Source organism: Ruegeria sp. AP11 (genome assembly GCF_056535865.1).
This window is the reverse complement of record NZ_JBQFJB010000001.1, coordinates 3,367,990-3,393,888: the sequence shown is the minus strand read 5'-3', so window position 1 is coordinate 3,393,888 and position 25,899 is coordinate 3,367,990. Positions and strand designations below refer to the sequence as shown.

26 protein-coding genes and 1 tRNA gene are annotated in these 25,899 nt (G+C 58.3%); 15 read left to right on the top strand and 12 right to left on the bottom strand.

Going from position 1 to position 25,899, the window contains the following annotated elements:
* Positions 1–146 precede the first annotated feature (146 nt).
* The 3 genes from cysS to ACR3E4_RS16955 are packed head-to-tail and all read left to right on the top strand — an operon-like array spanning position 147 to position 3,956.
* Complete coding sequence (gene cysS, locus ACR3E4_RS16965; RefSeq protein ID WP_480532268.1) at positions 147–1,547, top strand: cysteine--tRNA ligase; 1,401 nt, start codon at positions 147–149, stop codon at positions 1,545–1,547.
* Positions 1,544–3,178, top strand: a complete 1,635-nt coding sequence (gene cimA / locus ACR3E4_RS16960) for a citramalate synthase (protein ID WP_480532270.1) — start codon at positions 1,544–1,546, stop codon at positions 3,176–3,178. The genes cysS and cimA overlap by 4 nt, the downstream gene beginning before the upstream one ends.
* A gap of 1 nt (position 3,179) precedes the next feature.
* Complete coding sequence (locus ACR3E4_RS16955; protein WP_480532272.1) at positions 3,180–3,956, top strand: squalene/phytoene synthase family protein; 777 nt, start codon at positions 3,180–3,182, stop codon at positions 3,954–3,956.
* Between the two features lie 2 nt (positions 3,957–3,958).
* Here ACR3E4_RS16955 and ACR3E4_RS16950 read toward each other — a convergent pair whose 3' ends face one another.
* Positions 3,959–5,185 (bottom strand): MFS transporter, encoded by a 1,227-nt coding sequence (locus ACR3E4_RS16950; RefSeq protein ID WP_480532274.1) that lies wholly within the window; start codon positions 5,183–5,185, stop codon positions 3,959–3,961.
* Positions 5,186–5,283: 98 nt separating this feature from the next.
* On the opposite strand from ACR3E4_RS16950, the gene ACR3E4_RS16945 reads away from it, so the two are divergent.
* Complete coding sequence (locus ACR3E4_RS16945) at positions 5,284–5,916, top strand: DNA-3-methyladenine glycosylase family protein (protein WP_480532276.1); 633 nt, start codon at positions 5,284–5,286, stop codon at positions 5,914–5,916.
* Positions 5,913–6,578, top strand: coding sequence for an alpha/beta hydrolase (locus tag ACR3E4_RS16940; protein WP_480532278.1), 666 nt, complete (start codon positions 5,913–5,915; stop codon positions 6,576–6,578). The genes ACR3E4_RS16945 and ACR3E4_RS16940 overlap by 4 nt, the downstream gene beginning before the upstream one ends.
* A gap of 24 nt (positions 6,579–6,602) precedes the next feature.
* Here the strand turns inward: ACR3E4_RS16940 and ACR3E4_RS16935 are convergent, their stop codons facing one another.
* Positions 6,603–7,028: a VOC family protein gene (locus ACR3E4_RS16935; RefSeq protein WP_480532280.1), complete on the bottom strand. Its 426-nt coding sequence runs from the start codon at positions 7,026–7,028 to the stop codon at positions 6,603–6,605.
* Between the two features lie 31 nt (positions 7,029–7,059).
* Positions 7,060–7,665 (bottom strand): pseudouridine synthase, encoded by a 606-nt coding sequence (locus ACR3E4_RS16930; RefSeq protein ID WP_480532367.1) that lies wholly within the window; start codon positions 7,663–7,665, stop codon positions 7,060–7,062.
* A gap of 212 nt (positions 7,666–7,877) precedes the next feature.
* Between ACR3E4_RS16930 and ACR3E4_RS16925 the strand changes: the two genes are divergently transcribed.
* Complete coding sequence (locus ACR3E4_RS16925; protein ID WP_480532282.1) at positions 7,878–8,465, top strand: HNH endonuclease; 588 nt, start codon at positions 7,878–7,880, stop codon at positions 8,463–8,465.
* 3 nt (positions 8,466–8,468) lie between these two features.
* On the opposite strand, the gene ACR3E4_RS16920 is transcribed toward ACR3E4_RS16925, so the two are convergent.
* Both ACR3E4_RS16920 and ACR3E4_RS16915 read right to left on the bottom strand, forming a co-directional pair.
* Complete coding sequence (locus ACR3E4_RS16920) at positions 8,469–8,930, bottom strand: disulfide bond formation protein B (RefSeq protein WP_480532284.1); 462 nt, start codon at positions 8,928–8,930, stop codon at positions 8,469–8,471.
* On the bottom strand, positions 8,927–9,505 hold the full coding sequence (locus ACR3E4_RS16915; protein ID WP_480532286.1) for a YqaA family protein: 579 nt from the start codon (positions 9,503–9,505) through the stop codon (positions 8,927–8,929). The genes ACR3E4_RS16920 and ACR3E4_RS16915 overlap by 4 nt, the downstream gene beginning before the upstream one ends.
* A 458-nt stretch (positions 9,506–9,963) precedes the next feature.
* On the opposite strand from ACR3E4_RS16915, the gene ACR3E4_RS16910 reads away from it, so the two are divergent.
* The 4 genes from ACR3E4_RS16910 to ACR3E4_RS16895 all read left to right on the top strand — a co-directional run bounded on the left by ACR3E4_RS16910 (position 9,964) and on the right by ACR3E4_RS16895 (position 13,364).
* Positions 9,964–10,860: a hypothetical protein gene (locus ACR3E4_RS16910; RefSeq protein WP_480532288.1), complete on the top strand. Its 897-nt coding sequence runs from the start codon at positions 9,964–9,966 to the stop codon at positions 10,858–10,860.
* Positions 10,861–10,920: 60 nt separating this feature from the next.
* Positions 10,921–11,006 (top strand) — tRNA-Leu (locus ACR3E4_RS16905).
* 368 nt (positions 11,007–11,374) lie between these two features.
* The gene (locus ACR3E4_RS16900; RefSeq protein WP_480532290.1) at positions 11,375–11,974 is read left to right on the top strand and encodes a hypothetical protein; all 600 of its coding nucleotides are present in this window, start codon (positions 11,375–11,377) and stop codon (positions 11,972–11,974) included.
* A 1,129-nt stretch (positions 11,975–13,103) separates the two neighbouring features.
* Complete coding sequence (locus ACR3E4_RS16895) at positions 13,104–13,364, top strand: hypothetical protein (protein ID WP_480532292.1); 261 nt, start codon at positions 13,104–13,106, stop codon at positions 13,362–13,364.
* 363 nt (positions 13,365–13,727) lie between these two features.
* On the opposite strand, the gene ACR3E4_RS16890 is transcribed toward ACR3E4_RS16895, so the two are convergent.
* The 3 genes from ACR3E4_RS16890 to ACR3E4_RS16880 are packed head-to-tail and all read right to left on the bottom strand — an operon-like array spanning position 13,728 to position 17,807.
* On the bottom strand, positions 13,728–14,762 hold the full coding sequence (locus tag ACR3E4_RS16890) for a lipocalin-like domain-containing protein (RefSeq protein ID WP_480532294.1): 1,035 nt from the start codon (positions 14,760–14,762) through the stop codon (positions 13,728–13,730).
* Positions 14,752–17,163: an ABC transporter permease gene (locus tag ACR3E4_RS16885; RefSeq protein WP_480532296.1), complete on the bottom strand. Its 2,412-nt coding sequence runs from the start codon at positions 17,161–17,163 to the stop codon at positions 14,752–14,754. Before ACR3E4_RS16885 ends, ACR3E4_RS16890 begins: the two co-directional genes overlap by 11 nt.
* On the bottom strand, positions 17,160–17,807 hold the full coding sequence (locus tag ACR3E4_RS16880; protein WP_480532298.1) for an ABC transporter ATP-binding protein: 648 nt from the start codon (positions 17,805–17,807) through the stop codon (positions 17,160–17,162). The genes ACR3E4_RS16885 and ACR3E4_RS16880 overlap by 4 nt, the downstream gene beginning before the upstream one ends.
* Before the next feature lie 167 nt (positions 17,808–17,974).
* Between ACR3E4_RS16880 and ACR3E4_RS16875 the strand changes: the two genes are divergently transcribed.
* Positions 17,975–18,409, top strand: a complete 435-nt coding sequence (locus tag ACR3E4_RS16875) for an ion channel (RefSeq protein WP_480532300.1) — start codon at positions 17,975–17,977, stop codon at positions 18,407–18,409.
* Here ACR3E4_RS16875 and cls read toward each other — a convergent pair.
* Positions 18,406–19,818, bottom strand: a complete 1,413-nt coding sequence (cls, locus tag ACR3E4_RS16870) for a cardiolipin synthase (RefSeq protein ID WP_480532302.1) — start codon at positions 19,816–19,818, stop codon at positions 18,406–18,408. The genes ACR3E4_RS16875 and cls overlap by 4 nt on opposite strands.
* Before the next feature lie 229 nt (positions 19,819–20,047).
* Positions 20,048–21,139 carry an AI-2E family transporter gene (locus ACR3E4_RS16865; RefSeq protein ID WP_480532304.1) on the bottom strand — a complete coding sequence of 364 codons (1,092 nt, stop codon included), beginning with the start codon at positions 21,137–21,139 and terminating at the stop codon, positions 20,048–20,050.
* 143 nt (positions 21,140–21,282) lie between these two features.
* On the opposite strand from ACR3E4_RS16865, the gene ACR3E4_RS16860 reads away from it, so the two are divergent.
* Positions 21,283–22,140: a YihY/virulence factor BrkB family protein gene (locus ACR3E4_RS16860; protein ID WP_480532306.1), complete on the top strand. Its 858-nt coding sequence runs from the start codon at positions 21,283–21,285 to the stop codon at positions 22,138–22,140.
* 239 nt (positions 22,141–22,379) lie between these two features.
* Complete coding sequence (locus ACR3E4_RS16855; RefSeq protein WP_480532308.1) at positions 22,380–22,574, top strand: hypothetical protein; 195 nt, start codon at positions 22,380–22,382, stop codon at positions 22,572–22,574.
* Positions 22,575–22,577: 3 nt separating this feature from the next.
* On the opposite strand, the gene ACR3E4_RS16850 is transcribed toward ACR3E4_RS16855, so the two are convergent.
* Positions 22,578–23,294: an RlmE family RNA methyltransferase gene (locus ACR3E4_RS16850; RefSeq protein WP_480532310.1), complete on the bottom strand. Its 717-nt coding sequence runs from the start codon at positions 23,292–23,294 to the stop codon at positions 22,578–22,580.
* The gene (locus tag ACR3E4_RS16845) at positions 23,294–24,406 is read right to left on the bottom strand and encodes a Ppx/GppA phosphatase family protein (protein WP_480532312.1); all 1,113 of its coding nucleotides are present in this window, start codon (positions 24,404–24,406) and stop codon (positions 23,294–23,296) included. Before ACR3E4_RS16845 ends, ACR3E4_RS16850 begins: the two co-directional genes overlap by 1 nt.
* 242 nt (positions 24,407–24,648) lie before the next feature.
* On the opposite strand from ACR3E4_RS16845, the gene ACR3E4_RS16840 reads away from it, so the two are divergent.
* A complete protein-coding gene (locus ACR3E4_RS16840; protein ID WP_480532314.1) occupies positions 24,649–24,945 on the top strand; it encodes a virulence factor in 297 nt (98 codons plus the stop codon).
* A 26-nt stretch (positions 24,946–24,971) separates the two neighbouring features.
* Positions 24,972–25,898: a methylenetetrahydrofolate reductase gene (locus ACR3E4_RS16835; protein WP_480532316.1), complete on the top strand. Its 927-nt coding sequence runs from the start codon at positions 24,972–24,974 to the stop codon at positions 25,896–25,898.
* Position 25,899 lies beyond the last annotated feature (1 nt).

The following is a 25,899-nucleotide window of genomic DNA, read 5'->3' as shown; positions in this document are numbered from 1 at the left end:
GCATGAACCGGAAAACCTGCATCATTATCTGCTGCATTACCTGCTGATTTATCAAGCGGGCCGGTTTCTTTCGTTTTCATCCCTGAGACAAGTTGCTAAGCCCGCGCCAACGCGTGACGTATATGCTGTTTCAGGAGCACAACCCGATGACGACGATCAAACTGCACAACACAAGGACACGGACGAAAGAGGATTTCGCGCCGATCGATCCCGACAATGTGCGGATGTATGTCTGTGGCCCGACGGTCTATGACCGCGCCCATCTGGGCAATGCGCGGCCTGTGGTTGTATTCGACGTGCTCTATCGTCTGTTGCGGCACGTTTATGGTGCCGATCATGTGACTTACGTGCGCAACTTCACCGACGTGGATGACAAGATCAACGCCACTGCTTTGGCGCGCAAACAGGCCGGGGCCGAGGGTTCACTGGAGCAGTTGGTGCAGGAACGTTCGGACGAAACCATCGGCTGGTATCGGCACGACATGGGTGCGCTGGGGGCGTTGGAGCCCAACGCAATGCCGCGCGCCACGGAATATATCGCGCAAATGATTGCGATGATCGAGGACCTGATCGCTAAAGGGCATGCCTATGCTGCCGAGGGTCATGTTCTGTTTGCGGTAGACAGTTGGAAAGACCAGTACGGCGCGCTTTCGGGCCGGTCGGTCGATGACATGATCGCCGGAGCGCGGGTAGAGGTCGCGCCTTACAAGAAAAACCCGATGGACTTTGTTCTATGGAAACCCTCGACCGATGAGCTGCCCGGCTGGGACAGCCCATGGGGCCGGGGGCGCCCGGGCTGGCACATCGAATGCTCGGCCATGAGCTATGAACTGCTGGGCGAGAGCTTTGACATTCATGGCGGCGGCAACGATCTGATGTTCCCGCATCATGAGAACGAGATAGCGCAGAGCTGCTGCGCGCATCAGCAGGGCGAATTTGCACGCGTCTGGCTGCACAATGAGATGCTGCAGGTCGAAGGTAAGAAGATGTCCAAATCGCTGGGCAATTTCTTCACCGTCCATGACCTGTTGGAACAAGGCGTGCCGGGTGAAGTGATCCGGTTTGTCTTCCTGCAGACTCATTACCGCAAGCCGATGGACTGGACCGAGAAAAAGGCACGTGAGGCCGAGGCAACGTTGCGCAAGTGGCGGGCGCTGACAGCGGGCATCGAGCCCGCCGCCACCGCGGCACCTGCGGTCATCGATGCGCTTGCGGACGATCTGAACACCGCAGGTGCTATCGCGGAACTCCACCGTTTGGCTGCAGACGGGGAAGCTGCGTCTTTGTTGGCGAGCGCGACGGTAATCGGGCTGCTGGAGGATGGTATGGGAGGCTGGGCGGAAGCAGACTCTGCTGATCTGTCGTCTCACGCCAATAAACTGGCAGATGCGCGGACGCTTGCGATGCAGAGCAAGGATTTCTCGGAGGTTGATCGCCTCAAGGCGGCCTATATCGCAGCCGGGCTTGAAGTTCGGATGAGCAAAAAGGGTGTGGAACTGGTGCCCGGCTCTGGTTTCGATGCAGCAAAGCTGGAGGAGGTCAAATGACCAAGGAACGCCTCTACCTCTACGACACCACCTTGCGCGACGGGCAGCAGACGCAGGGTGTGCAGTTCTCGACCGCTGAGAAAGTGCAAATCGCACAGGCGCTCGATGCGTTGGGGGTGGATTATATTGAAGGCGGCTGGCCGGGGGCGAATCCGACGGACAGTGCGTTTTTTGAGGCCGCGCCCAAATCTTCGGCCTGTCTGACCGCGTTCGGGATGACCAAGCGCGCGGGTCGGTCGGCCGAGAATGATGACGTTCTGGCCGCGGTAATGAACGCCGGAACGCCAGCCGTGTGTCTGGTCGGCAAATCGCATGATTATCACGTTACCCATGCGCTTGGCATTGCGTTGGAGGAGAATACCGAGAACGTGCGCGCCTCGGTCGCGCATATCGTGGCGCAGGGGCGCGAGGCTCTGTTCGATGCTGAACACTTTTTTGATGGCTACAAGGACAACCCCGAATATGCGGTTGAGGTCTGCCGCGCGGCTTTGGACGCGGGTGCGCGGTGGGTTGTGCTGTGCGACACCAATGGCGGTGCGCTGCCTGCCGAGGTTGGGCGGATCGTATCCGAGGTGATTGCGGCAGGTCTGCCGGGGGATCGGCTGGGAATTCATACGCATAATGATACCGAGAACGCTGTGGCGTGCTCGCTGGCTGCGGTCGATGCAGGGGCGCGGCAGATTCAGGGCACGCTGAACGGGTTGGGTGAGCGTTGCGGCAATGCGAACCTGACTGCTCTGATCCCGACATTGATGCTGAAACAGCCCTATGCCTCGCGCTATGAGATCGGGGTGAGGCCCGAGGCGCTGGCCGGGCTGACGCGGATCAGCCGGATGCTGGACGATATCCTGAACCGTGTGCCCAGCAAGCAAAGCGCTTATGTCGGCGCGTCGGCCTTTGCGCACAAGGCCGGTCTGCATGCCAGCGCGATCCTCAAGGATCCATCGACCTATGAGCATATCGAACCTGCAAGCGTGGGAAATGCGCGCATCATCCCGATGTCGAACCAGGCCGGACAATCGAACCTGCGTAAACGTCTGACCGACGCGGGATTGTCGGTCGAAGCGGGTGATCCGGCGCTGGGGCATATCCTGGAACGGATCAAGCGGCGCGAGGCGGAAGGGTATTCCTATGACACCGCGCAGGCCAGCTTTGAGCTGCTGGCGCGGGACGAGTTGGGGCAGTTGCCCGAGTTCTTCGAGGTCAAACGCTACAAGGTCACCGTTGAGCGTCGGAAGAACAAATACAACAAGATGGTCAGCCTGTCCGAGGCGGTTGTTGTCGTGAAGGTGGATGGCGAAAAGAAACTATCGGTCAGTGAATCGCTGGATGAAAGCGGCAGCGACCGCGGCCCCGTGAACGCGCTGGCCAAGGCTCTGGCCAAGGATCTGGGGCAGTATTCGCAGATATTGTCGGATATGCGGCTGGTCGATTTCAAGGTGCGCATCACTCAAGGCGGTACCGAAGCGGTGACCCGTGTGATCATCGACAGCGAAGATGGGCAGGGGCGGCGCTGGTCCACTGTTGGCGTCAGTGCGAACATAATCGATGCCTCGTTCGAGGCTCTGCTGGATGCGATCCAGTGGAAACTTGTGACCGATTGCGCCCCGCGCTCGGCGGCTGCTGAATAGCGTGGAGTTCGACAACGACATCAAATCCTGCGCGGCGCTGGTGCATCGGGCCGATCCGGATCGCTTCATGGCGGCCATGGCTGCGCCTGTGGCGGCGCGGGCAATTCTGTTCCCGATCTACGCGTTGAACGTCGAGGTGGCGCGCGCACCGTGGGTCACGCAGGAAAGCATGATCGCCGAAATGCGACTGCAATGGTGGCGAGATGCATTGCAGGAGATTGCCGAAGGTCCAACCGTTCGACGGCACGAGGTTGTCACGCCTTTGTCGCGCGTTCTTTCACCGCATCTGGCGGCGCAGTTGGATGAATATGTCGCCGTAAGGCGTTGGGATATCTATCGTGATCCGTTCGAGGATGAAGACCACTTTGACGCCTATATCAATCACAGCGCCGGAACCCTGATGGTGGTGGCCGCGCAGGCTTTGGGTTCGGCAGACGAGGCCGTTCTGCGCGATTTTGGCTATGCGGTTGGAATTGCAAACTGGCTGCGGGCCATTCCCGAGCTTGAGGCGCGGGGCCGTATTCCTCTGCTTGATGGCACGCAGGATGGAGTTCGGGCGTTGGCACAAAAGGCGCTGGACCGGATGGCGCGCGCGCGATCCGCGCGTACAGAGGTTTCAGCACAGGCGCGACCCGCTCTTTACGCGGGGTGGCAGGCGGAATGGGTGCTGCGGACAGCTTTGGCCCAGCCAGACCGCGTGGCCGTAGGGGCATTGGTGCAAGGTGAAATCCGCCGCCGATTTTCCCTGATGAAGGCAGCGGCGACCGGAGGATGGTGAGCTCAGGCGGTTTGGGTGTCGGACGGCCTCAGAACCAGCCACAACAGCGCACCGCCCGCCAGGGTCAGCAGCGGGATCATGGCAAGGTTGACGGCAGTCCAGCCCTCGACCGCTGAGCCGCCCGAGCAGTTCATCAGCCCGCCGGAGGCCAGCGAGGCAAAAGTGACGCCCCCAAAGACCAGCAGGTCATTCAAGCCCTGCATCCGCCCACGCTCATGCACTTCGTGCGAGTCGGCCAGCATGCTGGTGGCGCCGATGAAGCCGAAATTCCAGCCGATGCCCAGCAGGATCAGGGCGACGAAGAAATTTCCCAGTTCCACGCCCTGCAAGGCGACGATGCCTGCGCCGCCGAGGATGGCCAGACCAAGGGCTACGATCTTTTCGACGCCGAACCGCGCGATCAGATGGCCGGTGAAGAAACTGGGGATATACATCGCCAGTACGTGGCTGGTTACGATATCGGCCGCATCGCCTTCAGAAAATCCGCACCCGACAACGGCCAGCGGTGTCGACGTCATCACAAGGTTCATCAGCGCGTAGGAGACCATGGCGCAAATGATCGCCACCGCAATGCGCGGGGTTTTCAGCAGCTCCAGCCGCGTGCGGCCTTTGGGCTCGTCCTCGGCGGGCTTGGATGGTGTGGGGATGTCGAGAAAGAAAAACAGGGACGAGCCGAGTACGTTGATCGCGATCACGGCCAGATAGGTGCCCAAAAAGGGGATCACGTAGGCTTGTGAGGTCAGCTTGACGATCTGAGGGCCGATGATCGCCGCCGCAAGCCCCCCGGCCATGACATAGGATATCGCTTTGGGTCGGAACGTGTCGGACGCTATATCGGCAGCGGCAAAGCGATAGAAGCCATGCGCGCTCATGTAGATGCCGGTCAGAAAGCTGCCCAACAGGAAGACCTGAAATGAGCCGAGATAGAGGCCGTAGGCCCCGATGACCCCACCCGCAGCGCCTGCGGTTGACCCCACAAGGAACCCGGCGCGGCGTCCCCAGTGCTGCATGATGGCCGAGATCGGCGTGGCCGCCAGCATCGAGCCCAGAACGATCAATGAAATCGGCAGTGTTGCAAGGCAGGCATTGCTGGCCAGCGATTGCCCGGCCAACCCGCCGACGATGAACATCATCGGCATCTGCGCCCCCAGAACTGCCTGCGCCGCCACCAATACGGCGACGTTGCGTCTGGCCTGACTGTCGTCGGAGGTGGCAGCGATCATGGTCATGGGCGAATGGTTATCTACGATTGAGATCAGGCACAAGCGGCTTGCATATGCGGCACATCCGCCTAACGTGCGGACGAGGATCACTTGTCGGAGAGCGCATGTCCGTCGGACGCATCATCGATACCCCGGACTGCGTGAGTGAAGGGGCCGAATGGCTGGCTGCGGCTTGCCCACGGATGGCCTATGCGATGGAGCAAACAGGTCCATTGCCGCTGCGGCGCAAGCCGGATGGGTTTGCCCAACTGCTCAGCGCGATTGTCAGCCAGCAGGTCAGCGTGGCCTCGGCCAATGCGATCTGGAAGCGATTGCAGGACGCAAAACTGACCGGCCCGCGCAAGATCATTTGGGCCACGGATGATGATCTGCGGGCGGTGGGTCTCAGCCGTCAGAAAATCCGTTATGCCCGAGCCTTGGCCGAAGCGCGGATCGACTACAAAGCACTTCGTGATGCCCCGGATGACGAGGTGGTCGCGGTCCTGACCGAGGTGCCGGGCATAGGCGTCTGGACCGCCGAGATATACGCCATGTTCTCGCTGGGCCGTGCCGACGTCATTGCACCCGGCGATCTGGCCCTGCAAGAGGCCGCACGCATCCTCTACGATCTGCCAGAACGGCCGAAAGACAAAGAGTTGCGCCAGATGGCCGAAGCATGGTCGCCCTGGCGATCGGTTGCGGCGCGGGTGCTGTGGGCCTATTACCGGGTCGCAAAAGACAGAGAAGGGATCAGATGACACGGGTTTTGAATGCGCTGAGGAAAGAGCCTGTTTCGGGCGATACACGCTCGGTCGTGGTGTTCGTGCATGGCTATGGCGCCAACGGGGCCGATCTGCTGGGGCTGGCTGATCCGCTGGGGGAACACCTGCCGGATACGCTGTTCGTCGCCCCCGATGCGCCCGAGCAGATTCCCGGCATGCCCAACGGTTTTCAGTGGTTTCCGATCCCGTGGATCGACGGTTCATCCGAGGAAGAGGCGCGTCGTGGCATGGAAATGGCCGTCGAGGATTTCAACGCCTTTCTGGATGCGTTGATGGTGGACGAGGATGTCCTGCCCGAACAGGTCGTTCTGTTCGGGTTCAGTCAGGGCACGATGATGAGCCTGCACGTCGCTCCGCGTCGCGAAGATCCGGTTGCCGGGATTGTTGCCATATCAGGCCGGTTAGTGGAACCTGACCTGCTTCCGGATGAGACCGTCAGCCGCATGCCGATCCTGCTGGTCCACGGAGATGTCGATGACGTCGTGCCGCCGCAATCGCTGCCCGAGGCGGCCGAGGCGCTGCAGGCCGCTGGCTTCAAAGAGGTTTACGCGCATGTGATGAAAGGCACAGGCCACGGGATTGCTCCAGATGGTCTGAGCGTGGCGCTGGCTTTTATGCGGGATAAGCTGAGCCTGTAACACCGGTGCGTCGGCTTCGGGATTTCAATCCCACAAGTGCGATTCAGTGAACTCAACCGAATTGCCCGCCGGGTCGCGCACATAAAGCGACCGGGCGCCGTTGGGCCAGTCGAACTCGGCGTCGATGGGGACGTTCCAGTCCAGAAGATGTTTGCGCATCACGGCGATTTCGTCGCGGGTCAGGACAAGGCAGACATGGCCGGGCCCGCGCGCGCCATGCGGCGGGACGGGCAGGTTGGGGTTGCCCGGCGGTTTCTCGGTCTCGTCGGCGTTGAACAGCAATAAAACCGACTCGCCGATCCGGTAGAATACGTGACGATCGGTGACGCGCTGGATTTTCTCCAGCGCCAGTATCTGGCCATAGAACTCCTCGGCCACGTCCAGATCGTCGACATAAAGCGCGGCTTCCAGAATGGCTGATGGGGCAGGAATGTCCGGTGTGACTTTCATGCCTTAAGCCTATCACATCACGCGGTTTTTGTCACCGGCGCGGGCGGCGGTCCCGTTTGCGGTGCGGTGCTGCTTCGATCGCTGGCATGGGCAGGCTTTCCCACGTGCCGGGATCGAGGTCCTCCAGAGACCAGTCGCCGATCCGGGCGCGGATCAGGCGCAGGGTGGGGTGGCCGACGGCTGCGGTCATACGGCGTACCTGACGTTTGCGGCCTTCACGGATCGTCAGTTCGATCCAACTGTCCGGCACTGTCTGACGGACGCGGATCGGCGGCGTGCGCGGCCACAGATCATCTGGCTCGTCGATCAGGCGCCCCTTGGCGGGGCGGGTCAAACCATCCTTTAACTCCACTCCTTCGCGTAGCGCCTTCAGCGCCGATACATCGGGGATGCCTTCGACCTGAACCCAATATGTCTTGGCCATCTTGTGTTTGGGGTCGGATATCTGAGCCTGCAACCGCCCGTTGTCGGTCAGCAGCATCAGGCCCTCGCTGTCCCGGTCCAGCCGCCCGGCGGGATAGACTCCGGGCAGGTCGATGTAATCCGACAAAGTGCGGCGTGGCGAGTCGGCGTTGGCGCGGTCCGTAAACTGCGGCAGCACATCATAGGGTTTGTTGAAACGGATGAACCAGGACATGTCCCCGCCATAGCGTTCGGGCCACATCTGCGCAACCTGTGGATAAGTGTCACTTATCTGTTACGGATCCAACATAACAAATACCCGAGATGTTGTGTGAACTCGGCACTTGTCAGAGTTTTAACACGAGATATAGTTAAGTTAAGGCCGGGGCGGGTGTTCCCCGCTCTGATGTCACAAACGGGCAGTACAGAGCGAGGAGCGATTCTGTTATGGACGGAGACTTCAGGACCGAATTTGTCAGGGAAACCGGTGCGCTCAAGCATCATCCGGCATTGGTTTTGAACGCCGATTATCGCCCGCTTTCTTATTATCCCCTGTCATTGTGGCCCTGGCAGGAAGCGATAAAGGCCGCCTGGCTGGACAGGGTGGATATCGTTGCGGAATATGACGAGGTTGTCCGCAGTCCCAGTACCGAGATCCGAATACCCTCGGTCGTAGTCCTCAAAGATTATGTGAAACCCAGGAAGCGCGTGGCCTTCACGCGCTTTAATTTATTTCTGCGGGATGAATTCAAATGCCAGTATTGCGGCAGCCGCGATAACCTGACTTTTGACCACGTGGTGCCGCGCGCGGCTGGTGGAGTTACAAGCTGGCAGAACGTGGTTGCGGCCTGCAGCCCGTGCAACCTGCGCAAGGGGTCTAAATCGCTGCGGCAAGCCAGAATGTCGCTGAACAAACCACCGCGCCAGCCGGATGCTGAAACGCTTCGCAACATCGGCCGCAAATTTCCGCCCAACCATCTGCACGACAGCTGGATCGATTTCCTCTATTGGGATGCGGAACTGGATCAGCAGTAGACTCTAGCTCGCGCGCCAGACCGCGATCCAGATCAGGACGAGGCCACTGGACAACAACGCGTTCCAGCCCGCCATCGAAACTCCGAACATCTCCCACGGGATATCGTCGCATCGCACCAGCGGGGCGGACATGATCTGATCCAGCAGTTCCTCGGCGCTCAACCCGCCGATGGGGCCGGATGTGCAGGTCGAAGGACCCTCCCACCAGCCTTGTTCGACGCCCGCATGGAAAAATCCGATACCGGCAGTGGTAGCTGCCGCCAGCGCGCCCAACAAGGGTAGGGGGCGGATGCCCGGAAAGGCGAAGGCCAGCACGCCCAGGATCACCGCGATACCATGCGGGTAACGCTGCCAGATGCACATATTGCAGGGCGCAAGGCCGCCGATATATTGAAACGCCCAGGCGCCCAGAAGCAAGGCAGCTGACCCGGATGCCGCCAGCAGGTTCAATGTTTTCCGTGTCATAGGTAACGCACCAGAACGAATCCTCCGATCAGCAGGATGATAAACAGCGTGAACACCAATCCCAGTCGTTTCTCAATAAAGCCCCGGATCGGTTCGCCAAATCCCCAAAGCAAACCGGCCACGACAAAGAACCGCAAAGCCCGCGCCAGGATCGAGGTCGCGACGAACGTGCCCAATGGCATTCCGGTCCAGCCCGACATGATGGTGATCACCTTGTAGGGGAACGGCGTGACCCCGGCGGCCAGAACGGCCCAGAAGCCGAAATCGTTGAAGCGGGTGTTGAACTCTTCCATGGCGTTTGCCTTGCCCATGGCCTCCAGAACCGGCTGTCCGAGGCTTTCATAGAAGAAGGCACCGATTGCATATCCCAGCATCCCCCCCAATACCGAGGCGACCAGTGCGACCGTGGCGATCAGCCAGGCGCGCGAGGGCCGCGCCAGGATCATGGGAATCATAAGAACATCGGGCGGGATTGGAAAAAACGAGCTTTCGACAAAGGCGACGATGGCCAGCGCCCAAAGCGCATGCGGATGCTCGGCCAGACGAATGGTCCAGTCATAAAGTGATCGCAACATAAGGTACAAATATCCCGGCAACTGTTGGGCCAAGCCAAATCATGCACCTGCCAAGGGGTCAAGCTCTGCCATGGAAACAAACCACGCAATGGTTGATTTTTGCCTCTGGACCTTCTGTCGGTTGAAGGCTAATCCAAGGGCGTGGCCCAAGTGGCGGAATGGTAGACGCAGGGGATTCAAAATCGCAATCTTTGTCACCTGCGGGAACATTTTCTACATTCAATGTTGCGGCTTCAACCCCGTAAGTGCCTGATTCAAATAGATCAAATTTGTCCCCTATTGCGGGAAAGTTCCGTTACAGCCCGTCACCTCTTTAGGCACCGAACCGCAGAGGGCTTGTTGATCGTTATGTCTAATCTTGTATTTGGTTTGCAGCTCTAGTGATTGGTCAACCTATTGTACTTGTGCGTCAAACAAATAGGTTGGGAACGACATACTAGATCAAATTCGAGGAAGTAATGACAGACGACGCTCTAGTCGTGACGGAACGTGCACCCATAAAGTGGTTTGAGGAAGACATTCCCGTTCGAGGGTGCAGGCTATCGCTTGAAAAAATCAAGAACCTTTATCGAGAGTTGGACGCTACCAACAAGTCTTTCGGGGAGCAATTAATAAGCACACTCCGAAAGGACCCTGCGCAGACAGAAGAAGCGTGGCACGAATACAAGCAAATCCTGCTCGAACGTGCGTTTCGTCTAACCGTCACAATAACCGGAATGCAAGATCAACAGCTCTACGGAGAAACGGTTGACGTTTTTGACGATCCGGAGCTTCCCACTCCCATCAAGTCAATCTTTTTTACCAACTCTACCGCGTTTAAGCGAGAAGCAAACGGTACGGAGCCGAGAAACACCATTTCAGTGACGCTAGATTTTGACAAACCGGACGTGTTTGATCCGAACCCGCTAGTCTCCGCTGAAACCCCGAACAGCAGTGGGGTTTGGGTGAAATCAGAAGACGTGAGTTTCTTTCGTTCGGTAGTAAGGACTGTAGAGCAAAAACTTTTAGGTCATAAGACTTGGTATTCGCGTATTCACCGCAACTTCACGTACGACTTTGGTCTTTGGTTCGTTGCCATGCCTATTTCGTTGTATTTTTCCGCTTACTACATGAACCGATTGATTCCGGAGGGCAGCACTTATGAGCTCTTTAGATGGCCGCTTTTTGCTTACTTCGTTGGCCTAAGCCTTCTATTTTATAGGGGCTTAGTAACATACGCAAAATGGGCCTTCCCGGTGAATGTGTTGGACGACAACAACGACCGAGCGCTCAAGCATCGCGTTATATTGGGTGGCATAGCAGTGTGGTTGTTCACACAAGTAGGAGGTACACTATACAATCTCTTTCTGAGTTAGTTTTAGATTTCAAAGTACCTATTGACGGCCCTCAGCCTCTCACATAAACGAAGCAACTGTGCCCTTCTGGTGGAATGGTAGACACGAGAGATTCAAAATCTCTTGCCGGCAACGGCGTCCCGGTTCGAGTCCGGGGAAGGGCACCACAAAATCCCATTCTGTTGTGTTTCGGCTGAAGCATCGACCCGATCGTAGTACATTTGTAAGCTGACTCTTTAGTTGTTGCTGGGGATACGTAGTGACTCTGCGTCAGGTTGTTGATCGAATGTGCTGACTTGAGTGGGTCACTGGTGACTTATTGGCACTAACTGGTGACTTGAGGTTGAAAAAACACAACAAAAACAACGACTAATTTTTGTCCGAGGTTTCAAAATCCCCCGATGGCAACATCGTGAGAGTTCGAGTCTCTCCTTGGGCACCACATCAAACCCTTTAGAGCTATATATGCTTGAAAATAAGGGTTCTGGGCTTGCCTCCTGACACACATTTGGACACACAAGCAGGACACAAGCCCATGAGTCTTACCGTGAAATTGAAGCATATTGACCCCAGAAAAAGCGGCGCTCTGCGCTTCAGGAGGCGATTTCCTAAGGACTGCGAAGAAATTCTTGGCAAAGCACCGATGGAGGTCACGCTAAAAAATCGCGAAGGCGTTAAGATGCAGATCGAATACGAGGCGGTGCTTCGTGAGTTCGACCGGTTGGTCGATGATGCCAGACAGCGCCTGAGGGGCTCAGACAGCCGTAGTCCGGTCGCTAAGTGGCAAGAGGCGTTATTAGAGGCGGAAGGGCTTCTAGAGGGCGTTACGGGCCTAGATGAGCATGAAGCGCGCGGCATGATCGGCGATGAACTGAAAAAGCGAGAGGCCGACCCGCTCGTCGTAAAAGCCCTGCTCAACCCCAAAGCAGAACCACCCAAAGCGACCCTTCAGGATGCCGCTCAGATGTACCTCAATCTGAAGGTAAAGGATAATCACCAGAAGGGTTCGACCAAAGTCTTGGGCCAAAGAAGCTTTGAGAAGGCGTCTTTGAAGGGCTGTAGCGGGTCTGAGAAGCCAAGGGTCATTTCTTCCTTTCCCTCACGTTTGAGGTTCATCGCCCGGCTTCCCAATTGACTACGAAGTGAGAATACTTTCTTGAAAATCGCATGTTGTGTATCAGTCCAACGCCCTTTGAGAGGCTGCATTGGGACTTGCCAACTAACGGCTTCGGTATCCGGGTCATTGAACTCGAACTGAAAAGTAAGTGGTTTTACTTGAGATACTGTTCGGTCGCTCTCGAAGTAGAGGATACCACTTCGGTAGTTTCTCCGTTGTCGGTTTTGCTGCAATAGTTGCTGAACTCTTTGCCTTTGCTGGGGGTCTTCCGAATTTATTTCGCGCCTACCAAAACTCTGAACCTCACCTTGATTGGTCGCCTCGACCGTGAACTTGACATTCTGTTGGTTCGCATTCTGGAATGCCTGAAGGACTTGGGATACTAGCCGGGTCTTTCCAGCACCGTTTGCACCCGCAATGACTACCAAATCGGAAAGGTTGTCTGCGAGGAAATGTTGAATTGGGGGAAAGTTGTTCACTTCAATTCTTTTTAATCTCATTGCTTTACCTGCTGCTTCTTGAAGATGAACATAGGCAGAAGCATGCGGTCCCGGAAAGCCCTAATTGGTACCTATTCAGACACGAAAACTCATCATGAAAGGTGCTTATCACAGTCTTCGAAAAGTCACTGGTGACCGCCACCATGTCACCATTGATACTGACTGTATCTACCTGACACACAAATCGGGGCCTGCCTGACACACAAATTGAAAATGGGGGCTTTTCAACCCCGCTTAAACGCCTTATTTCATTGGGTATTCGCCGTGTCGATTTGAGTCCCAGAAGCTCTCCTTGGGCACCACATCAAACCCTTTAGACTAAATATGCACGAGAACACGGACTCCGTGCGTACCTCCTGACGCATGAGCGGGGCATAAGCTCATGAGTCTTACTGAGAAATTGATGCACTTTGAGGCTTGTCAAAAACACAGGCGATACTGGTTTCTATCGCCAGTAGTCCGAGACTGCCAGCGCGCGACGGGTGTGTTCGCGATGATCATAAGGTGATGAAAAAAAGAAAAAAATTATGAAAATTAACGTTATGTGAATGGCTTGTTTTAATTCGGTTCAACTGAATTTGGATAGACTGAGTTTGTGACCTGATGTTTCAGGCTACATTTTAGGAACTAATTTTTGGGGGACTATTATGCAAAATACCAAGTTTGCCATCATCAGCTTTGTTGCTGCCACGTTGGCTTTTTCTGCGCCTGTGTATGCCGTAGAGGAGGTTGACGACCCGGATCCACCATCAGAAACCAAAAAAGGTGACAATGGCTGGGGCAATGGACCAGATACGACAAATGCTGGCAGCTTTTCCGGCGGTACCAGCTCGTCAAAGAGTACGAATGGTGCGTCGAGAAACGACAGGAACTATCCTTCGGCCCTTGACAAGTTTGAAGGCCGGTAACGCCAACTGGGTTGGAAGCTGTTAATGAGCGGCTTGCGTCGCTCATTTCACCTCCGGCCCGCGCATCAGGATAGGTAATCTCTGTCTGCGCTTCGGTGGTGTGGTTCCGAAAACTCAATTATGTTGGTTTTGTCACTGAATGATTGCTGTTGCGCAAACCGACGCGGGCGGCGCCTAAATTGCTGTTCTGGAACATTCTGCGCAAACAAGGCTCTTGATGACGCTGCCGACAAGACGAAACGCCGCCGTCTCACTGGCGAAACAGGGTGAGTGGTAGCGTGAGAGGGGCTGGCGAGGGGGTAATTTCCAGCCTCTCTCTCAGAGATTCACGGTCGATAATGCAGTTGTCCCGTCGATCAGGCTCTAATACCCGGTCATTTCCAGATAGCCGCGTCCGGTATGGCTGCCCGAGATCGTGATCGGGCCTTCCCAATATTCAAAACTTGTGCCCATCCAGGATTGAGGGGTCAGGGCGGACACTTTGATATCAAGTGCCCGGTCTGGAAGCTCGACGCGCCAATGTGTCGGTACGTCGCGTTGTGCGATCTGACTTGTGTCCAAGGCCGAGAAAATGACCGAGCCATCTGGCAGCGCCTCAGTCCGGCCGTCTGCGTTAATCCATGTTGCGGCAGTAAAATCGCCGCGCGCGCCGCGCAGGCGGAAGGCCATCAATTTGTCTCCGCCATCGAAGCTGAGCGAGAACCAGTCCCAGCCGCTCTGATCTTCGGCCAATGGTTGCGAGGACCACTCGCGATCCAGCCAACCCTGACCGGTTACGGCGACTTCGCCGTCGGGAAGGTGCAGGGTGCCCGTGACGCTGAAGAAAGGTTGCGAGTAGTAATAGCTCGCCTGACCATCGGCGGATTTGACCGAGTATCCGTCCTTGCCATGGAACACCAATGGACCTTGTGCCTGCAGGTTCAGATCATAGCTGAAATCTTGCCCGCCGGCAGTCAGACTTAACGCGTCCATAATGTCTCCGCGCATGTGCCATTCATCAATCCACGCTTCGAATGGTTCTGCGGTGACACCGGCCTGACCGACACCGCCGCGCGACAGGCGTTCGGTAAAATAATGCGTGTCGGGCGTGGTGATGGCGGCGTGGCCCATCCAGATCTGGGGGCTCTGCCATCCGTCGGCTTCCGAGGGTTTCAACGCCGACCGGAATAGGGTCCACTGGATGCCGTAATCGCGCCCATCCTCGCCGGTAAGATTGGCCGTCAGGTACCACCATTCGATCCGGTAGGTCGGATGTGGGCCATGATCGCGGGGGAACTGGAAGCTGTATCCCGAAACGGGTCGGTCGAACCCTTCGGCGCTGCCGCCGAGTCCGGCGTAGCCCTGCGCCCAGACGGTGACCGGGAGCAGCAGGAAGAACATGAAGGTTTTAGCGTTCATTAGCAAAAACTCTCAGCAAAGCAGCCGGGGGCAGGCGGAGCAAGCGCCACGCGGGCAATGCCGCCGCGACGGCTGCGGCGATCAGGGTCAACACGAACAGGCCGATCCAGTCGCCGGGGAAAAGGTGCATTGGCAGCCGCCACCCGAACGCCTGTACATTGATGACGGTCAGCAGCACCCAGGCGAGCACCAGCCCAAGCGGCAGCGCCAGACAGGCGGTCAGGGCGGCCAGCAACACGCTGCGCAAAAGCTCCAGCCGCGCCAGTTGCGCCCGTGTAAGGCCCAGCGCCCAGACGGGGGCGACCTGCGGCAGGCGTTGTGTCCACAGTGTCAGCAGGCTGGTCAGGATCGCAAAACCCGCAACGCCGAGCGTCAGCACATTCAGGGCCGATGTCACCACGAAGGTTTTTTCGAATATCGCCAGCGATTGTGCTTTCATCGCGGCCTGATGGACAACCGCCCGGGCGGGAAGATCGAAATGCGCGCGCAGGCGCCGCGCCAGATCGGTTGCGCGTTCGGGTTCAATCCTGATGCCAAAGCGCAAGGTGGTGGTATCCGGCGCAATCTGGTCCATCACGGGCATCGCGACAATCGCCTGCCCGGTCGGGTTGCCATAATCTGAATACACCCCGGCGATGATCAGATCATGGGTCGGTGAAAGCGACAGCGTATCACCGGGCCACAGGTCGGCACGCCGGGCGAGTTGTTCGTTGACCAGCACGCCACCGCGCAGCAGGACGTCATCCCAGACCTCGGGACCACTGGCGATCAAGGGCCAGTTTTGCCGGTAGGTATCGTCATCGACGATACCATACAGGAACAGCGACCCTGTTTCATGCGGCAGTTCCGTGCTGCGGATGGGCAGGATGGCCGAGACTTGAGGGGCTAACCATTCAGTGATCTCGGTAGCTTGTGCCTTGTCCTGCGCAGTCACGTAGAGTTCGGATGTCAGGCGCTGGTCTAGCCAGCCGGTGAAGGTGAGCCGGAAGCTCGAAACCATCGTGCCGACGCCGATATTTGTGGCCAGCGCCAACAGCAGTGCCATCAGCGCCAGCGACAGGCCCGGCAATTGCGCACGCATATCGGCCCAGACCCATTGTGCCAGAGGCCCGTGCGCCCGGCGTGCGAACAGGGTGAGAAGCGCAGACAGTAGCGCGGGCAGGATCAGGGCTGCGCCCGTGAGTATTCCGGCCAGCAGGGCAAAACCGGCCAGAAGACCATCGGTGGCAAAGAATAGGACGATTCCGGCTGCGATCAGGCCCAGACCTGCCGCGCCTCCGAATCGCTCTGCCCCCTGGCCGCGCCAGGCCTGCAGACCGGGGCCAGCGAGTATCGACATGCGCGACAACCGCCAGAGGGCGTGACCGCTGGCCGCCAGAGTGCCCCCGACCGCCATGGCAAGCCCGGCTGCGATCCATTGCGGACGCAGGGTCATCTGACCATCTACGGGTGCGCCATAAAGCCCGCGCAACGTGGCGGCTACGTCGGGCAGCAGCGCACCTGCGAGGAAATAACCCAACATAAGGCCAAGGAGGCCTCCGATCAGAGCGATGAAGAGCAATTCGCCCAGCATGAGGCAGACGAGCTGTTGCAGCGGCAGTCCAAGCGCCCGCAGGGTTCGGATCATGGCGCGCCTTTGGGCAAAGGCCAGCCCGACCGTGCCGTGAACAATGAACAGCCCGACCGCGAACGAGAGCAATCCGAACGCTGTGAGGTTCAGGTGAAAACTGTCGGTCAGCTGCGCCGTGTCCATCTGCGCCGATGGGCTGATACGTTTCAGCTCGGGTACGATGTCGGACAAAGGTGGCACCGCTCGCGGCTGAAGGGGCAGGATCACCAGTCGTGAGATTTGGCCCGGTCGATTCAGCAGTCGCTCGGCCACCGCGATATCGGTGAGGACCAGATCGGGGGGCAGGGCGGTGGTTTCGATGGCGGGTGGAAAATCATCTGTCGACTCAAAGTGCGGGAGCAGTTCGGGAGCCATCAGCAACCGGCCCGGTGCGGTCAGAACATTGGATGGATCGGGCGGTGCTGCACTTTCATTGACTTCGGCGATTGCAGGAAGGGCCGGGTAGGCGATCATATCCACCCCCATCAGGCGCAGGCGGCGATCTCCGACGCGTAGTGCCCCTTCCAGAACTGCGGCCACCTGCCAGCCCGCGCGTCTGAGCTTGGCATATTGCTGAATGGTGATCGCGCCGCCGGGGTTCTGAAGCTCATCGAACTGCCCGATCGCAAGTTGGGCATTGGCGCGTGCATAGCTGGCCCGGGCCTCGGCGTTGATCGCCTGTACGGCCGACCACAGGCAGGTGGCCAGCGCAATCCCGGTCAATAAAGTCACCAGTTGCAGCGGATGGGCGCGCCAATGGGACAGCAGAGATTGGGTGGCAGGGCAAATCATGCGATTTGACCGCCCGACAGATGTGCGCGACGGTCCAGACGCGAGGCGATCTCGGCCGAATGGGTAACCAGCAGCAATGCGGCACCGGTATCGGCCACCAGCGACAACATCAGGTCCAGCACCACGGCGCTGGCGGTTTCATCCAGATTGCCGGTGGGCTCATCCGCAAGCAGCAATTTCGGTCGCGTGGCCATCGCCCGCCCGATGGCCACGCGCTGCTGCTGGCCACCCGAAAGATTTTCCGGGTATCGGTCTTGCAACTCAGACAACCCAAGCCTTTCAGCCAGAAGTCCGGTCCAATCTGGATCATCCCGCCCGGCAAGGCGCGCATGGATTGACAGGTTCTGTCCGACGGTCAGCGAGGGGAACAGGTTGAATTGCTGAAACACCAGCGACAGGCTGTCTCGCCGAAGCGCGGCGCGGCCTGCATCGCTCAGCGGCGACAATGGCTGCCCGTCCAGGGTGATCTCTCCGGCGTCAAACCCATCCAGCGCCGCAACCAGATGCAACAATGTGCTTTTGCCACTGCCGCTTTCGCCGGTCAGCGCCAGCGTCTGTCCCTGTTCCAGGGACAACGAGACGTCACTGAGGACAGGGCGCCCACCGGGGTAGGATTTCCGGACGTGATCAATCGACAGCAGCATGCGTGACCTCTTGTGGTTGGGTCACAATGTGCAACGCCAACCGGCAGTGTCCAGAGCGGAATTCGTTTCCATTCGCCGCAGGTCTCGCGCGCGAGGCAAGGGTTGTTCACCGCCACAGAAAGCCCCATGCTGCAATCAACGTCAGCGTAGGGGGCCAAAGCCGTTTCATGACTTTGTCACAGCAAATCCTTTGGGGCAGCCTCTATCTGGGCGTTTGCTTTCTGATCGAAATCGTCCTGTTGACCCTCTGCGTCGTCGTCATCCGCAGACTGGTCGAGAAATGGGAAACCCGCAGCACGACGCTGGCGACCGCCGGGCCCATTACCGTGGCGCTGTTGTTCATCGTGCTGACCCATACCGTACAGGTCTGGATCTGGGCCATTGTCTGGGTAATGGGGGATGTGCTGCCCGACTGGAATTCGGCTCTGTATTTCTCGTTGGTGACGTTCACGACGCTGGGCTATGGCGATATCGTGCTGGGCGAGGGGCTGCGGATTTTCGGAGCCTTCGCATCGGTCACCGGGTTGCTGGCCTTCGGACTTTCAACCGCCTTCCTTGTAGCCCTGATGACCCGTGTCTTCGAAGAACGGTTCCTGCGTTAGAGGATCGGCGCGAATAGCCGCGCAAGCGGGGCGCCAAAGCGGATATGTATCGGTTGTTGCGGCAGATTTCGCGTCAGCTCGTAACTTGATTCGAAATCGGTCTGCAGCATTTGCGCCACCGCGTCTGCCGCGCGCGGATCGAAGAACAGGGCCATCGCCTCGAAATTCAGCCGGAATGAGCGGTTGTCCAGATTGGTGGTGCCCACCGCGGCCAGCGTATCATCGACGACGAAGGCCTTTTGGTGCATGAACCCGTCGGTATAGCGAAACACGCGAGCGCCACAGTCGCGGATCTCGTCGAAATAGGCAAAGGCGGCCAGCCATGGCAGACGATGATCAATTACGTCGGGCACCAGAATGCGCACATCAACGCCGCGCAGTGCGGCGTGTTGCAAGGCGGTCATGATGTCGATGTCGGGCACAAAATAAGGTGAGGCGATCCACAGTCGCTTTTTCGCTTCGGTGATGGCGGCAAAAAACATCATCGCGCCGGTTTCCGTCTCATCACCCGGACCTGTTGCCACCAGCAAAGCGTTCATGTCCTGATCGGATTCGCTGCCCGCCCAGTCGAGTTGATCGATCAGGTCCTCACCCCGTGCCCAGTGCCAGTCTTCGGTGAAGATCAGTTGCAATTGGCGCACGACGTGGCCGGTCATCCTGATATGCGTATCCCGCCAATGCCCGAACCGGGGGCTCTGGCCGAGATACTCCACCCCGATGTTATGCCCGCCGATAAATCCGGTCTCTCCGTCGATGATTACCGTTTTACGATGATTTCGATAGTTCAGCTGAAACCGGAAATTCGGCCCCCGTTGCTTGCGCGGGTCGGCAACATCGACCCCACCGGCGCGCAGGGCGTCAAGATAGCTGGTTGGCAGACCATAGCTGCCCACCGCATCCGTCATAAACCGTACATGCAGGCCGCGTTTGACGGCCGCGATCAGATGATCTTGCACCTTTCGTCCAAGTTCGTCGTCGCGCACGATGTAGAACTGGATCAGCACATAGGATTTGGCCTTGTCGATGGCGTCCAGAATGGCGGCAAAGGTCGCTTCTCCGTTGATCAGCAGCTCGGCACCGTTCCCGCGCGAAACGGGTAGATGGGCAAGTGCCTCGAACGGGCGGGGATTGATCCGTAATGTTTCGGGATCGGGTTTCGAGAAATCGGCAAAGGTCTTGATCCCTTCAACGACACGCTCGCTTTCCTGCCGGGCGATGCGGTAGCCGCGAAACCGATGGTGACCCAGAAACAGATAGAGAGGGACGGCGAAGACCGGTGCGGATACCAGAAACACCACCCAGCCCACCGCGCCCTGTGGCGTGCGCGCCGTCTGGGCCGCCCGCACCGCAAAAACGACAGCCACGCAATAAAGAGCAAATACAAAAAGCGAAACAAGCAGTGTCCACATCGATGCGTAACCGTCCGGGTTTATTCAGTTTGTCCCAGTGTAGATGCGTGACTTGTCATTGGCTATATCAACGATAATCCCACCTTTCTAATCCTGTTGCCTGCGGTGACCGGTTCCGGCAGGGCAAATGCGCCTTCCGGGTTTTCCGCAGCAGGGCTGTATTCTGGGTTGAAGTTGATCTGCAAAGCGATCGGTTGGGTGCGCTAAACTCACCCTGTCAAAGCTGGGGTCACCCTGAATGAACTTTTTCTGTGTGGTCATCCTCACCCAATCGCCCGTCCAGAGACATCAGGATTGCGACAGGCCGCAAGGCCGGAATGTGGCTGAAAATGATAAGGATACAGACGGTCAAGGGCACGCTCAGGAACGCTCCAATCAGGCCCCAGACGGTGGTCCAGAAAGTCAGCGCCAGTATCACAAGGAAGGTCGACATGTTCAGAGACCGCCCCAGCATTGCCGGGTCCAGGAAATTGCCGATCACGAACTGAATGGTCCCGCAGCCCAGCACGATGACAAGAAACGGCCCGATGCTCTCGAATTGCACCAGCGCGATCATCGCCGGGAAGATCACGGCGATGATCGACCCGATCGACGGGATGAAGTTCAGGGCAAAGGTCAGAACAGCCCAGGTTTCCGCGTATTCCAGACCCAGAACCTTGAAGATGGTATAGCTGATGGTGGCCGTGATCAGGCTGATCAGGGTCTTCACGCCCACGTAACGTTGCAGGCTATACGAAATGGCATCCAGCACCGAAGCCAGATCCGCACCAAGCTGTGGACTGCCTGCGGCCAGTTGGATCTTCTTGCGAAAGGCCAAACGCTCGGCCATCAGGAAGGCTACATAAAGGCTGATCAGGAAGAACTGGTTCAGTAGGGACGTTGCACTGCCCAGCAGCAGGCGTGCGACATAGGACATATCGATGCTGACCAGATTGTCGCGGATAAAGCTGGTCACATCATTGCCCACAAGGCCGGTAATCCGGTTCACCGCATTGTCGAACTGGCTTTCATAGGTGTTGATCGAGCGCGCAAACTGGGTGGCCTGACTGCCCAGAATGTACATGATCATGAACAAACCGGCCAGCACGACGGTCACCCCGGCGATATTGGCCAGCCAGACCGGAGCACGGGTGAGCGCGATGACGCGGTCACTGAGCGCGATGATCAACACGTTGATCAGAAGTGCCATGGTAAGGGGTACCAGAAAATTGACCCCCGCATAAAGCCCCAGCACGCCCAACGTGGCGACAATGACGACATCCCGCAGCACACTCAGTTGAGGGCGTGGTTGGGTCTGGCTATCGCTGACATCAGGCTTCATGGGATCACCTCGATTGGTGTTGATGCCGATCCTGCACGGGCTGGCCGGTTTATGCAATCCGTGCAGGCGCTTAGGCGTCGGAATTCACGACGGTTGTCGGATTGGCGGTTCTGTGATGCCGCAAGGCAGGATAGGGTCGGGCTATGTCACGCAGTGCGATTCCATCTTCCAGCCAATTGATACGCGGCCTCTGGCTGGCCTTGCGGCGGTTCAACAACAAGAACGGTTTTGTCATGAGCAGCCATGTCGCCATGTCGCTGATGATGGCGCTGTTTCCGTTTGTCCTGTTCACTGTGGCATTGGCCGGGGCCTTGTCGCAGGGCTATGTGACGGACGAACTGATCGACCTGCTCTTTGGCGCATGGCCCAAGGATGTTGCGGACCCGATCATTGCCGAGCTGCGCGCGGTTCTGGCCGGGGCCGGATCAGGTGTGATCACTCTGGGCGGCTTGTTGGCGATCTATTTTGCGTCGAACGGTGTCGCGGCTGTCCGTAAGGCGATGACGCAGGCCTATCACGACAAGGACAGCTGGCCGTTCTGGAAAACGCGGCTGCTGTGTTTTGCGCTGGTCATCCTGGGCGGCGCAGCCATCCTGGCCATCGCGGCGGTCGAGGTGGTTTTGCCGGTCTATACACGTCTGGTCGCGGAAACGACGGCGGTGGATGTAGACGACTGGCTGTCGGTTGACCGTTTGCGCTGGACCTTTACCGTGGCCGTTCCGGCAGGGACCGTCCTTCTGGCGCATCTGGTCCTGCCGACACGGCGGCACAGTCTGGCGCAGATTTTGCCGGGCGTGTTGCTGACACTGGCCCTGTGGACGGCGGGCGGTTGGGGATTTTCGGTCTATATCGCTCAGTTTGCAACATACAGCGCGACCTATGCCGGGCTGGCGGGCGCGATGGCGGCGTTGATTTTCCTGTATCTCTGCTCGGCGATGCTGATCCTCGGCGCGGAATACAACGGGGCGCTCATCGACCTGCAAAATGCAGAAAACAGATGACGCCGTCGTCAGTGCCATCAAAATGATTGTCGGGCTGCGGCGGTACAGGCAAGGCGCTAGTGGATATGTTCTTGCCACCGGGTCGCGCGACTACCGCTTTTGATTTCCGGAACCCGATCTGATGCATGTAGCCGATGCCTGTTCAACTGCTTCACAATCCGGCACCGAACCGGCAGATTCGCGTCACGTTCTGGGCCTATTGTTCCGCTAGGCTCACCAGCGAAATCAAAAGGTGAACCATGTCGGACCGTTCAGCAACGCATCTGCCGCCATTGACCGGCACGCGGACAACATCGCTTGATCATCGGATCGAGGAACTACGGACGCGCAAGCCCACGTATATCAACCATGGTGAAGCGTTGCTGCTGCAAGGCATCGCGACCGCTTCATTGCGCAAGCAACATCTGGTGCAAGACAGGATCGAGCTTGACTGATGCTTAGCCCCGGAACCCGGTGGCGACCACGAATTTCTCGGAACTGTCCGAGCGCGATGCCGGTGGTTTGACGTTCGACACTTTGGTGAATTTCTGCTTTAGCAGCTTCTGCAGGTCCCCCTCGGCGCCACCGGCCAGAACCTTGGCCACGAAGGTGCCGCCTTCTTCCAGCACGTCAAAGGCGAAATAGGCGGCGGTTTCGCACAGTGCCATGATGCGCAAATGGTCGGTCTGCTTGTGCCCTGATGAGGCTGCGGCCATGTCCGACATAACCACATCGGCCTTGCCGCCCAGCCAGTCCTTGACCTTCTGGTCAGCGTCGTCCTCCATGAAATCCAGCACATGGGCGGTGGCACCTGCAACCGGTTCGACCTCTTGCAGGTCGACGCCCAGAACGGTGCCGATGCGCTTGCCGCTTTTCTCACCCAAGGCATTGACCCGTTTGACCGCCACCTGCAGCCAGCCACCGGGGGCACAGCCCAGATCGACCACACGCGCGCCGGGCACCAGAAAGCGGAATTTGTCGTCCAGTTCCAATATCTTGAACGCTGCGCGACCGCGATAGCCTTCGGCATTCGCGCGCTTGACATAAGGGTCGTTCAACTGCCGTTCCAGCCAGCGGGTCGAGCTGAGCTTGCGCCCGCGCGCGGTTTTCACCTTGACCTTCAGGTCGCGCTGTCCGCGGCCCGAGTTGCTTTTCCCAGTCGGTGTCTTCGCCATCAGAACGGTCCGTCTTCCAATACGCCGTCCGCGCTCATCTGTGCATAAAGCAGACCCTCGCGCAGGCCCCGGTCCGCCACTGAGAGGCGGTCGGTGGGCCAGCATCTTAGCAGCGCCTGCAATATCGCCGAGCCGGACATGATCAGCGCCTGCCGGTCATCCCCGATACGGGGGTCGCGGCGGCGGCCATGAGGGCCGAGTTCTAGATACCCGCGTATGACTTTGTCAATCTGATCGCTGGTCATGCGCAAACCGTCGACCTTGGTCCGATCATACCGCTTTAGACCCAGATGCGAGGCCGCGACGGTGGTGACGGTACCGCTGGTACCGACGATCTGGAAACCCTCGCGCGCCTGCTCGTCCTTGTAGGGGGCAAAATCGGCCAGGTTTTCCTCGAAGAACCAGCTCATCAGTGCGAACCGGGCCGAGTCGTCCTCGACATCGTGGAACTGATCGCGCAGCGTCGCAACGCCCAGCGGAACGCTGATCCAGTCCACCACCTTGGCGGCGGGGAAGGGGCTGTCGGCGGTGTGAAAGCCATTATGCAATCGCATGATCGCGGCAGGACGGTCGCGGCGTGGAACCGAGGATATGTCGATCCACACCAGTTCGGTCGAGCCGCCACCGATATCGACGACCAGCAATTGTTCGGTCTTGGTGGATACCAGCGGTGCGCAAGAGATGACGGCCAGGCGCGCCTCTTCCTCGGGTTGGATGATTTCCAGCGTCAGGCCGGTTTCGCGCTTCACTTGTCTTATGAAATCGCGCGAGTTCTTGGCGCGGCGGCAGGCCTCGGTCGCGATCAGGCGCATGCGCTTGACCCTGTTGCGCTTTAGTTTCTGCTGACAAATCCTCAATGCCTGAACGGTACGCGACATAGACGCCCGCGACAAACGTCCCGTGCGTTCCAGACCCGCGCCCAGTTGCACGGATTTGGAAAAGCTGTCCACCACATGGAACCCGCTGCCCTTGGGCTGGGCTATCAACATGCGGCAGCTATTGGTCCCCAGATCCAGTGCCGCATATAATGCATCCGGATCGGGTCTTGCCGGCGCGGGGCTTTCGACCGCTTTCGGGAACGCGCCCGCACCTTTGGGACGCTTGGGCGCCATCTTCAACGCCCTCCGATTTTCGAGTTACCCCGACCATAGGTCGCACGTTTCGATCACGCAAGACGCTCATTAAAGTCATTAGTATTTTGATGTTCGATTCTTGTGTGCTCGGCGCTAAAAGCCTTGGTATCCCATCGTGGGCAAAAAGGTCGCTGTGAATGCGCTGTGTGTCGAAAACCGACCGACCTTGCCCCACATAGATGTTTAGAACCGGCCCATCTGGTTAGGAGGAATCAAAGCAGATGCCTGACGTCACCATCGTATACTGGCGCGACATTCCCGCCCAAGTCATCGTCGGCAAAGGCCGTCGCGGTGCCAAGCGGCAATTGGAAGAGCGGTTTGAACAAGCCATCGACCGCGCCGCCATGAAGGTGAACGCCAAAGACAGCGATGCCTACCTGGCCGAGTGGCGCAAGGCCGAGCCTTTCGCGGTTGAGGGCGACCCGTCCGAGATTGCCGAGACCGAAGCCGTGCGTCTGGAAACAGAATACGATCAGGACCGCATCAAAGCGCTGATCGCCAATGACGGTTGGGCATGAGCCCGAAATCTTTATGGGAGGCCGCTATGGCTTTGCTGAATTTCAAGAAACGTGATGCCGCCGAAAACGGCCCGGTAAATCCGACCGTCGAAGCCTTTTTGCAGGGTTATTCGATCGAGGTGATGCCCCGCACCGCCGAAAAGGTCGAGGATTTCCGCGCGCTGCTGCCTGAAGGCACCCGCGTCTACATCGCCCATATCGAGGGCACCCCGATCGAGGACATGGTCAAGACCGCCAAACGCATCGCGGACGAAGGTTATCCTGTGATGCCGCACTTCCCGGCGCGGATCATCAAGGATGCGGCGACGCTGGAAAACTGGATTTCCATGTATCAGGGCGAAGCAGGCGTCGAGCAGGCGCTGCTGCTGGCCGGTGGTGTGGACAAGCCGCATGGCGATTTCCACAGCTCGATGCAGCTGATGGAAACCGGTCTGTTCGACAAGGCGGGCTTCAAGCGTCTGCACGTGGCCGGACACCCCGAGGGCAACAAGGATATCGATCCCGACGGCTCCACCAAAAACGTCGATGACGCGCTGCGCTGGAAGCAGAAGTTCAACGAAACCACCGATGCCGAAATGGCGCTGGCCACGCAGTTTGCCTTTGACGCCAAGCCGATCATCGCATGGGCTGACAGCCTGAAAGAGGCGGGCATCGATCTGCCGATCCATATCGGTATCGCCGGACCGGCCAAGCTGCAGACGCTGATCAAATTCGCCATCGCCTGCGGTGTTGGCCCGTCGCTGAAGGTTCTGCAAAAGCGCGCCATGGATGTCTCCAAGCTGCTGCTGCCCTATGAGCCGACCGATGTTCTGACCGAACTGGCCAACCACAAGGCGGCCAACCCGGACTTCAACATCACCAAAGTACACTTCTTCCCGCTGGGCGGGATCAAGACCAATGCCAACTGGGCAATCAATAACGGCGGCGCCTCGGCAAAGCCTGTAAACTCCTAAG

What these genes read in the sequence shown, in the direction of transcription:
- cysS (WP_480532268.1), top strand. Translation starts at nt 147, where the DNA reads ATGACGACGATCAAACTGCACAACACAAGGACACGGACGAAAGAGGAT.
- cimA (WP_480532270.1), top strand. Translation starts at nt 1,544, where the DNA reads ATGACCAAGGAACGCCTCTACCTCTACGACACCACCTTGCGCGACGGG.
- ACR3E4_RS16950 (WP_480532274.1), bottom strand. Translation starts at nt 5,185, where the DNA reads ATGACCATGATCGCTGCCACCTCCGACGACAGTCAGGCCAGACGCAAC.
- ACR3E4_RS16945 (WP_480532276.1), top strand. Translation starts at nt 5,284, where the DNA reads ATGTCCGTCGGACGCATCATCGATACCCCGGACTGCGTGAGTGAAGGG.
- ACR3E4_RS16940 (WP_480532278.1), top strand. Translation starts at nt 5,913, where the DNA reads ATGACACGGGTTTTGAATGCGCTGAGGAAAGAGCCTGTTTCGGGCGAT.
- ACR3E4_RS16935 (WP_480532280.1), bottom strand. Translation starts at nt 7,028, where the DNA reads ATGAAAGTCACACCGGACATTCCTGCCCCATCAGCCATTCTGGAAGCC.
- ACR3E4_RS16930 (WP_480532367.1), bottom strand. Translation starts at nt 7,665, where the DNA reads ATGTCCTGGTTCATCCGTTTCAACAAACCCTATGATGTGCTGCCGCAG.
- ACR3E4_RS16925 (WP_480532282.1), top strand. Translation starts at nt 7,878, where the DNA reads ATGGACGGAGACTTCAGGACCGAATTTGTCAGGGAAACCGGTGCGCTC.
- ACR3E4_RS16920 (WP_480532284.1), bottom strand. Translation starts at nt 8,930, where the DNA reads ATGACACGGAAAACATTGAACCTGCTGGCGGCATCCGGGTCAGCTGCC.
- ACR3E4_RS16915 (WP_480532286.1), bottom strand. Translation starts at nt 9,505, where the DNA reads ATGTTGCGATCACTTTATGACTGGACCATTCGTCTGGCCGAGCATCCG.
- ACR3E4_RS16910 (WP_480532288.1), top strand. Translation starts at nt 9,964, where the DNA reads ATGACAGACGACGCTCTAGTCGTGACGGAACGTGCACCCATAAAGTGG.
- ACR3E4_RS16900 (WP_480532290.1), top strand. Translation starts at nt 11,375, where the DNA reads ATGAGTCTTACCGTGAAATTGAAGCATATTGACCCCAGAAAAAGCGGC.
- ACR3E4_RS16895 (WP_480532292.1), top strand. Translation starts at nt 13,104, where the DNA reads ATGCAAAATACCAAGTTTGCCATCATCAGCTTTGTTGCTGCCACGTTG.
- ACR3E4_RS16890 (WP_480532294.1), bottom strand. Translation starts at nt 14,762, where the DNA reads ATGAACGCTAAAACCTTCATGTTCTTCCTGCTGCTCCCGGTCACCGTC.
- ACR3E4_RS16885 (WP_480532296.1), bottom strand. Translation starts at nt 17,163, where the DNA reads ATGATTTGCCCTGCCACCCAATCTCTGCTGTCCCATTGGCGCGCCCAT.
- ACR3E4_RS16880 (WP_480532298.1), bottom strand. Translation starts at nt 17,807, where the DNA reads ATGCTGCTGTCGATTGATCACGTCCGGAAATCCTACCCCGGTGGGCGC.
- ACR3E4_RS16875 (WP_480532300.1), top strand. Translation starts at nt 17,975, where the DNA reads ATGACTTTGTCACAGCAAATCCTTTGGGGCAGCCTCTATCTGGGCGTT.
- cls (WP_480532302.1), bottom strand. Translation starts at nt 19,818, where the DNA reads ATGTGGACACTGCTTGTTTCGCTTTTTGTATTTGCTCTTTATTGCGTG.
- ACR3E4_RS16865 (WP_480532304.1), bottom strand. Translation starts at nt 21,139, where the DNA reads ATGAAGCCTGATGTCAGCGATAGCCAGACCCAACCACGCCCTCAACTG.
- ACR3E4_RS16860 (WP_480532306.1), top strand. Translation starts at nt 21,283, where the DNA reads ATGTCACGCAGTGCGATTCCATCTTCCAGCCAATTGATACGCGGCCTC.
- ACR3E4_RS16855 (WP_480532308.1), top strand. Translation starts at nt 22,380, where the DNA reads ATGTCGGACCGTTCAGCAACGCATCTGCCGCCATTGACCGGCACGCGG.
- ACR3E4_RS16850 (WP_480532310.1), bottom strand. Translation starts at nt 23,294, where the DNA reads ATGGCGAAGACACCGACTGGGAAAAGCAACTCGGGCCGCGGACAGCGC.
- ACR3E4_RS16845 (WP_480532312.1), bottom strand. Translation starts at nt 24,406, where the DNA reads ATGGCGCCCAAGCGTCCCAAAGGTGCGGGCGCGTTCCCGAAAGCGGTC.
- ACR3E4_RS16840 (WP_480532314.1), top strand. Translation starts at nt 24,649, where the DNA reads ATGCCTGACGTCACCATCGTATACTGGCGCGACATTCCCGCCCAAGTC.
- ACR3E4_RS16835 (WP_480532316.1), top strand. Translation starts at nt 24,972, where the DNA reads ATGGCTTTGCTGAATTTCAAGAAACGTGATGCCGCCGAAAACGGCCCG.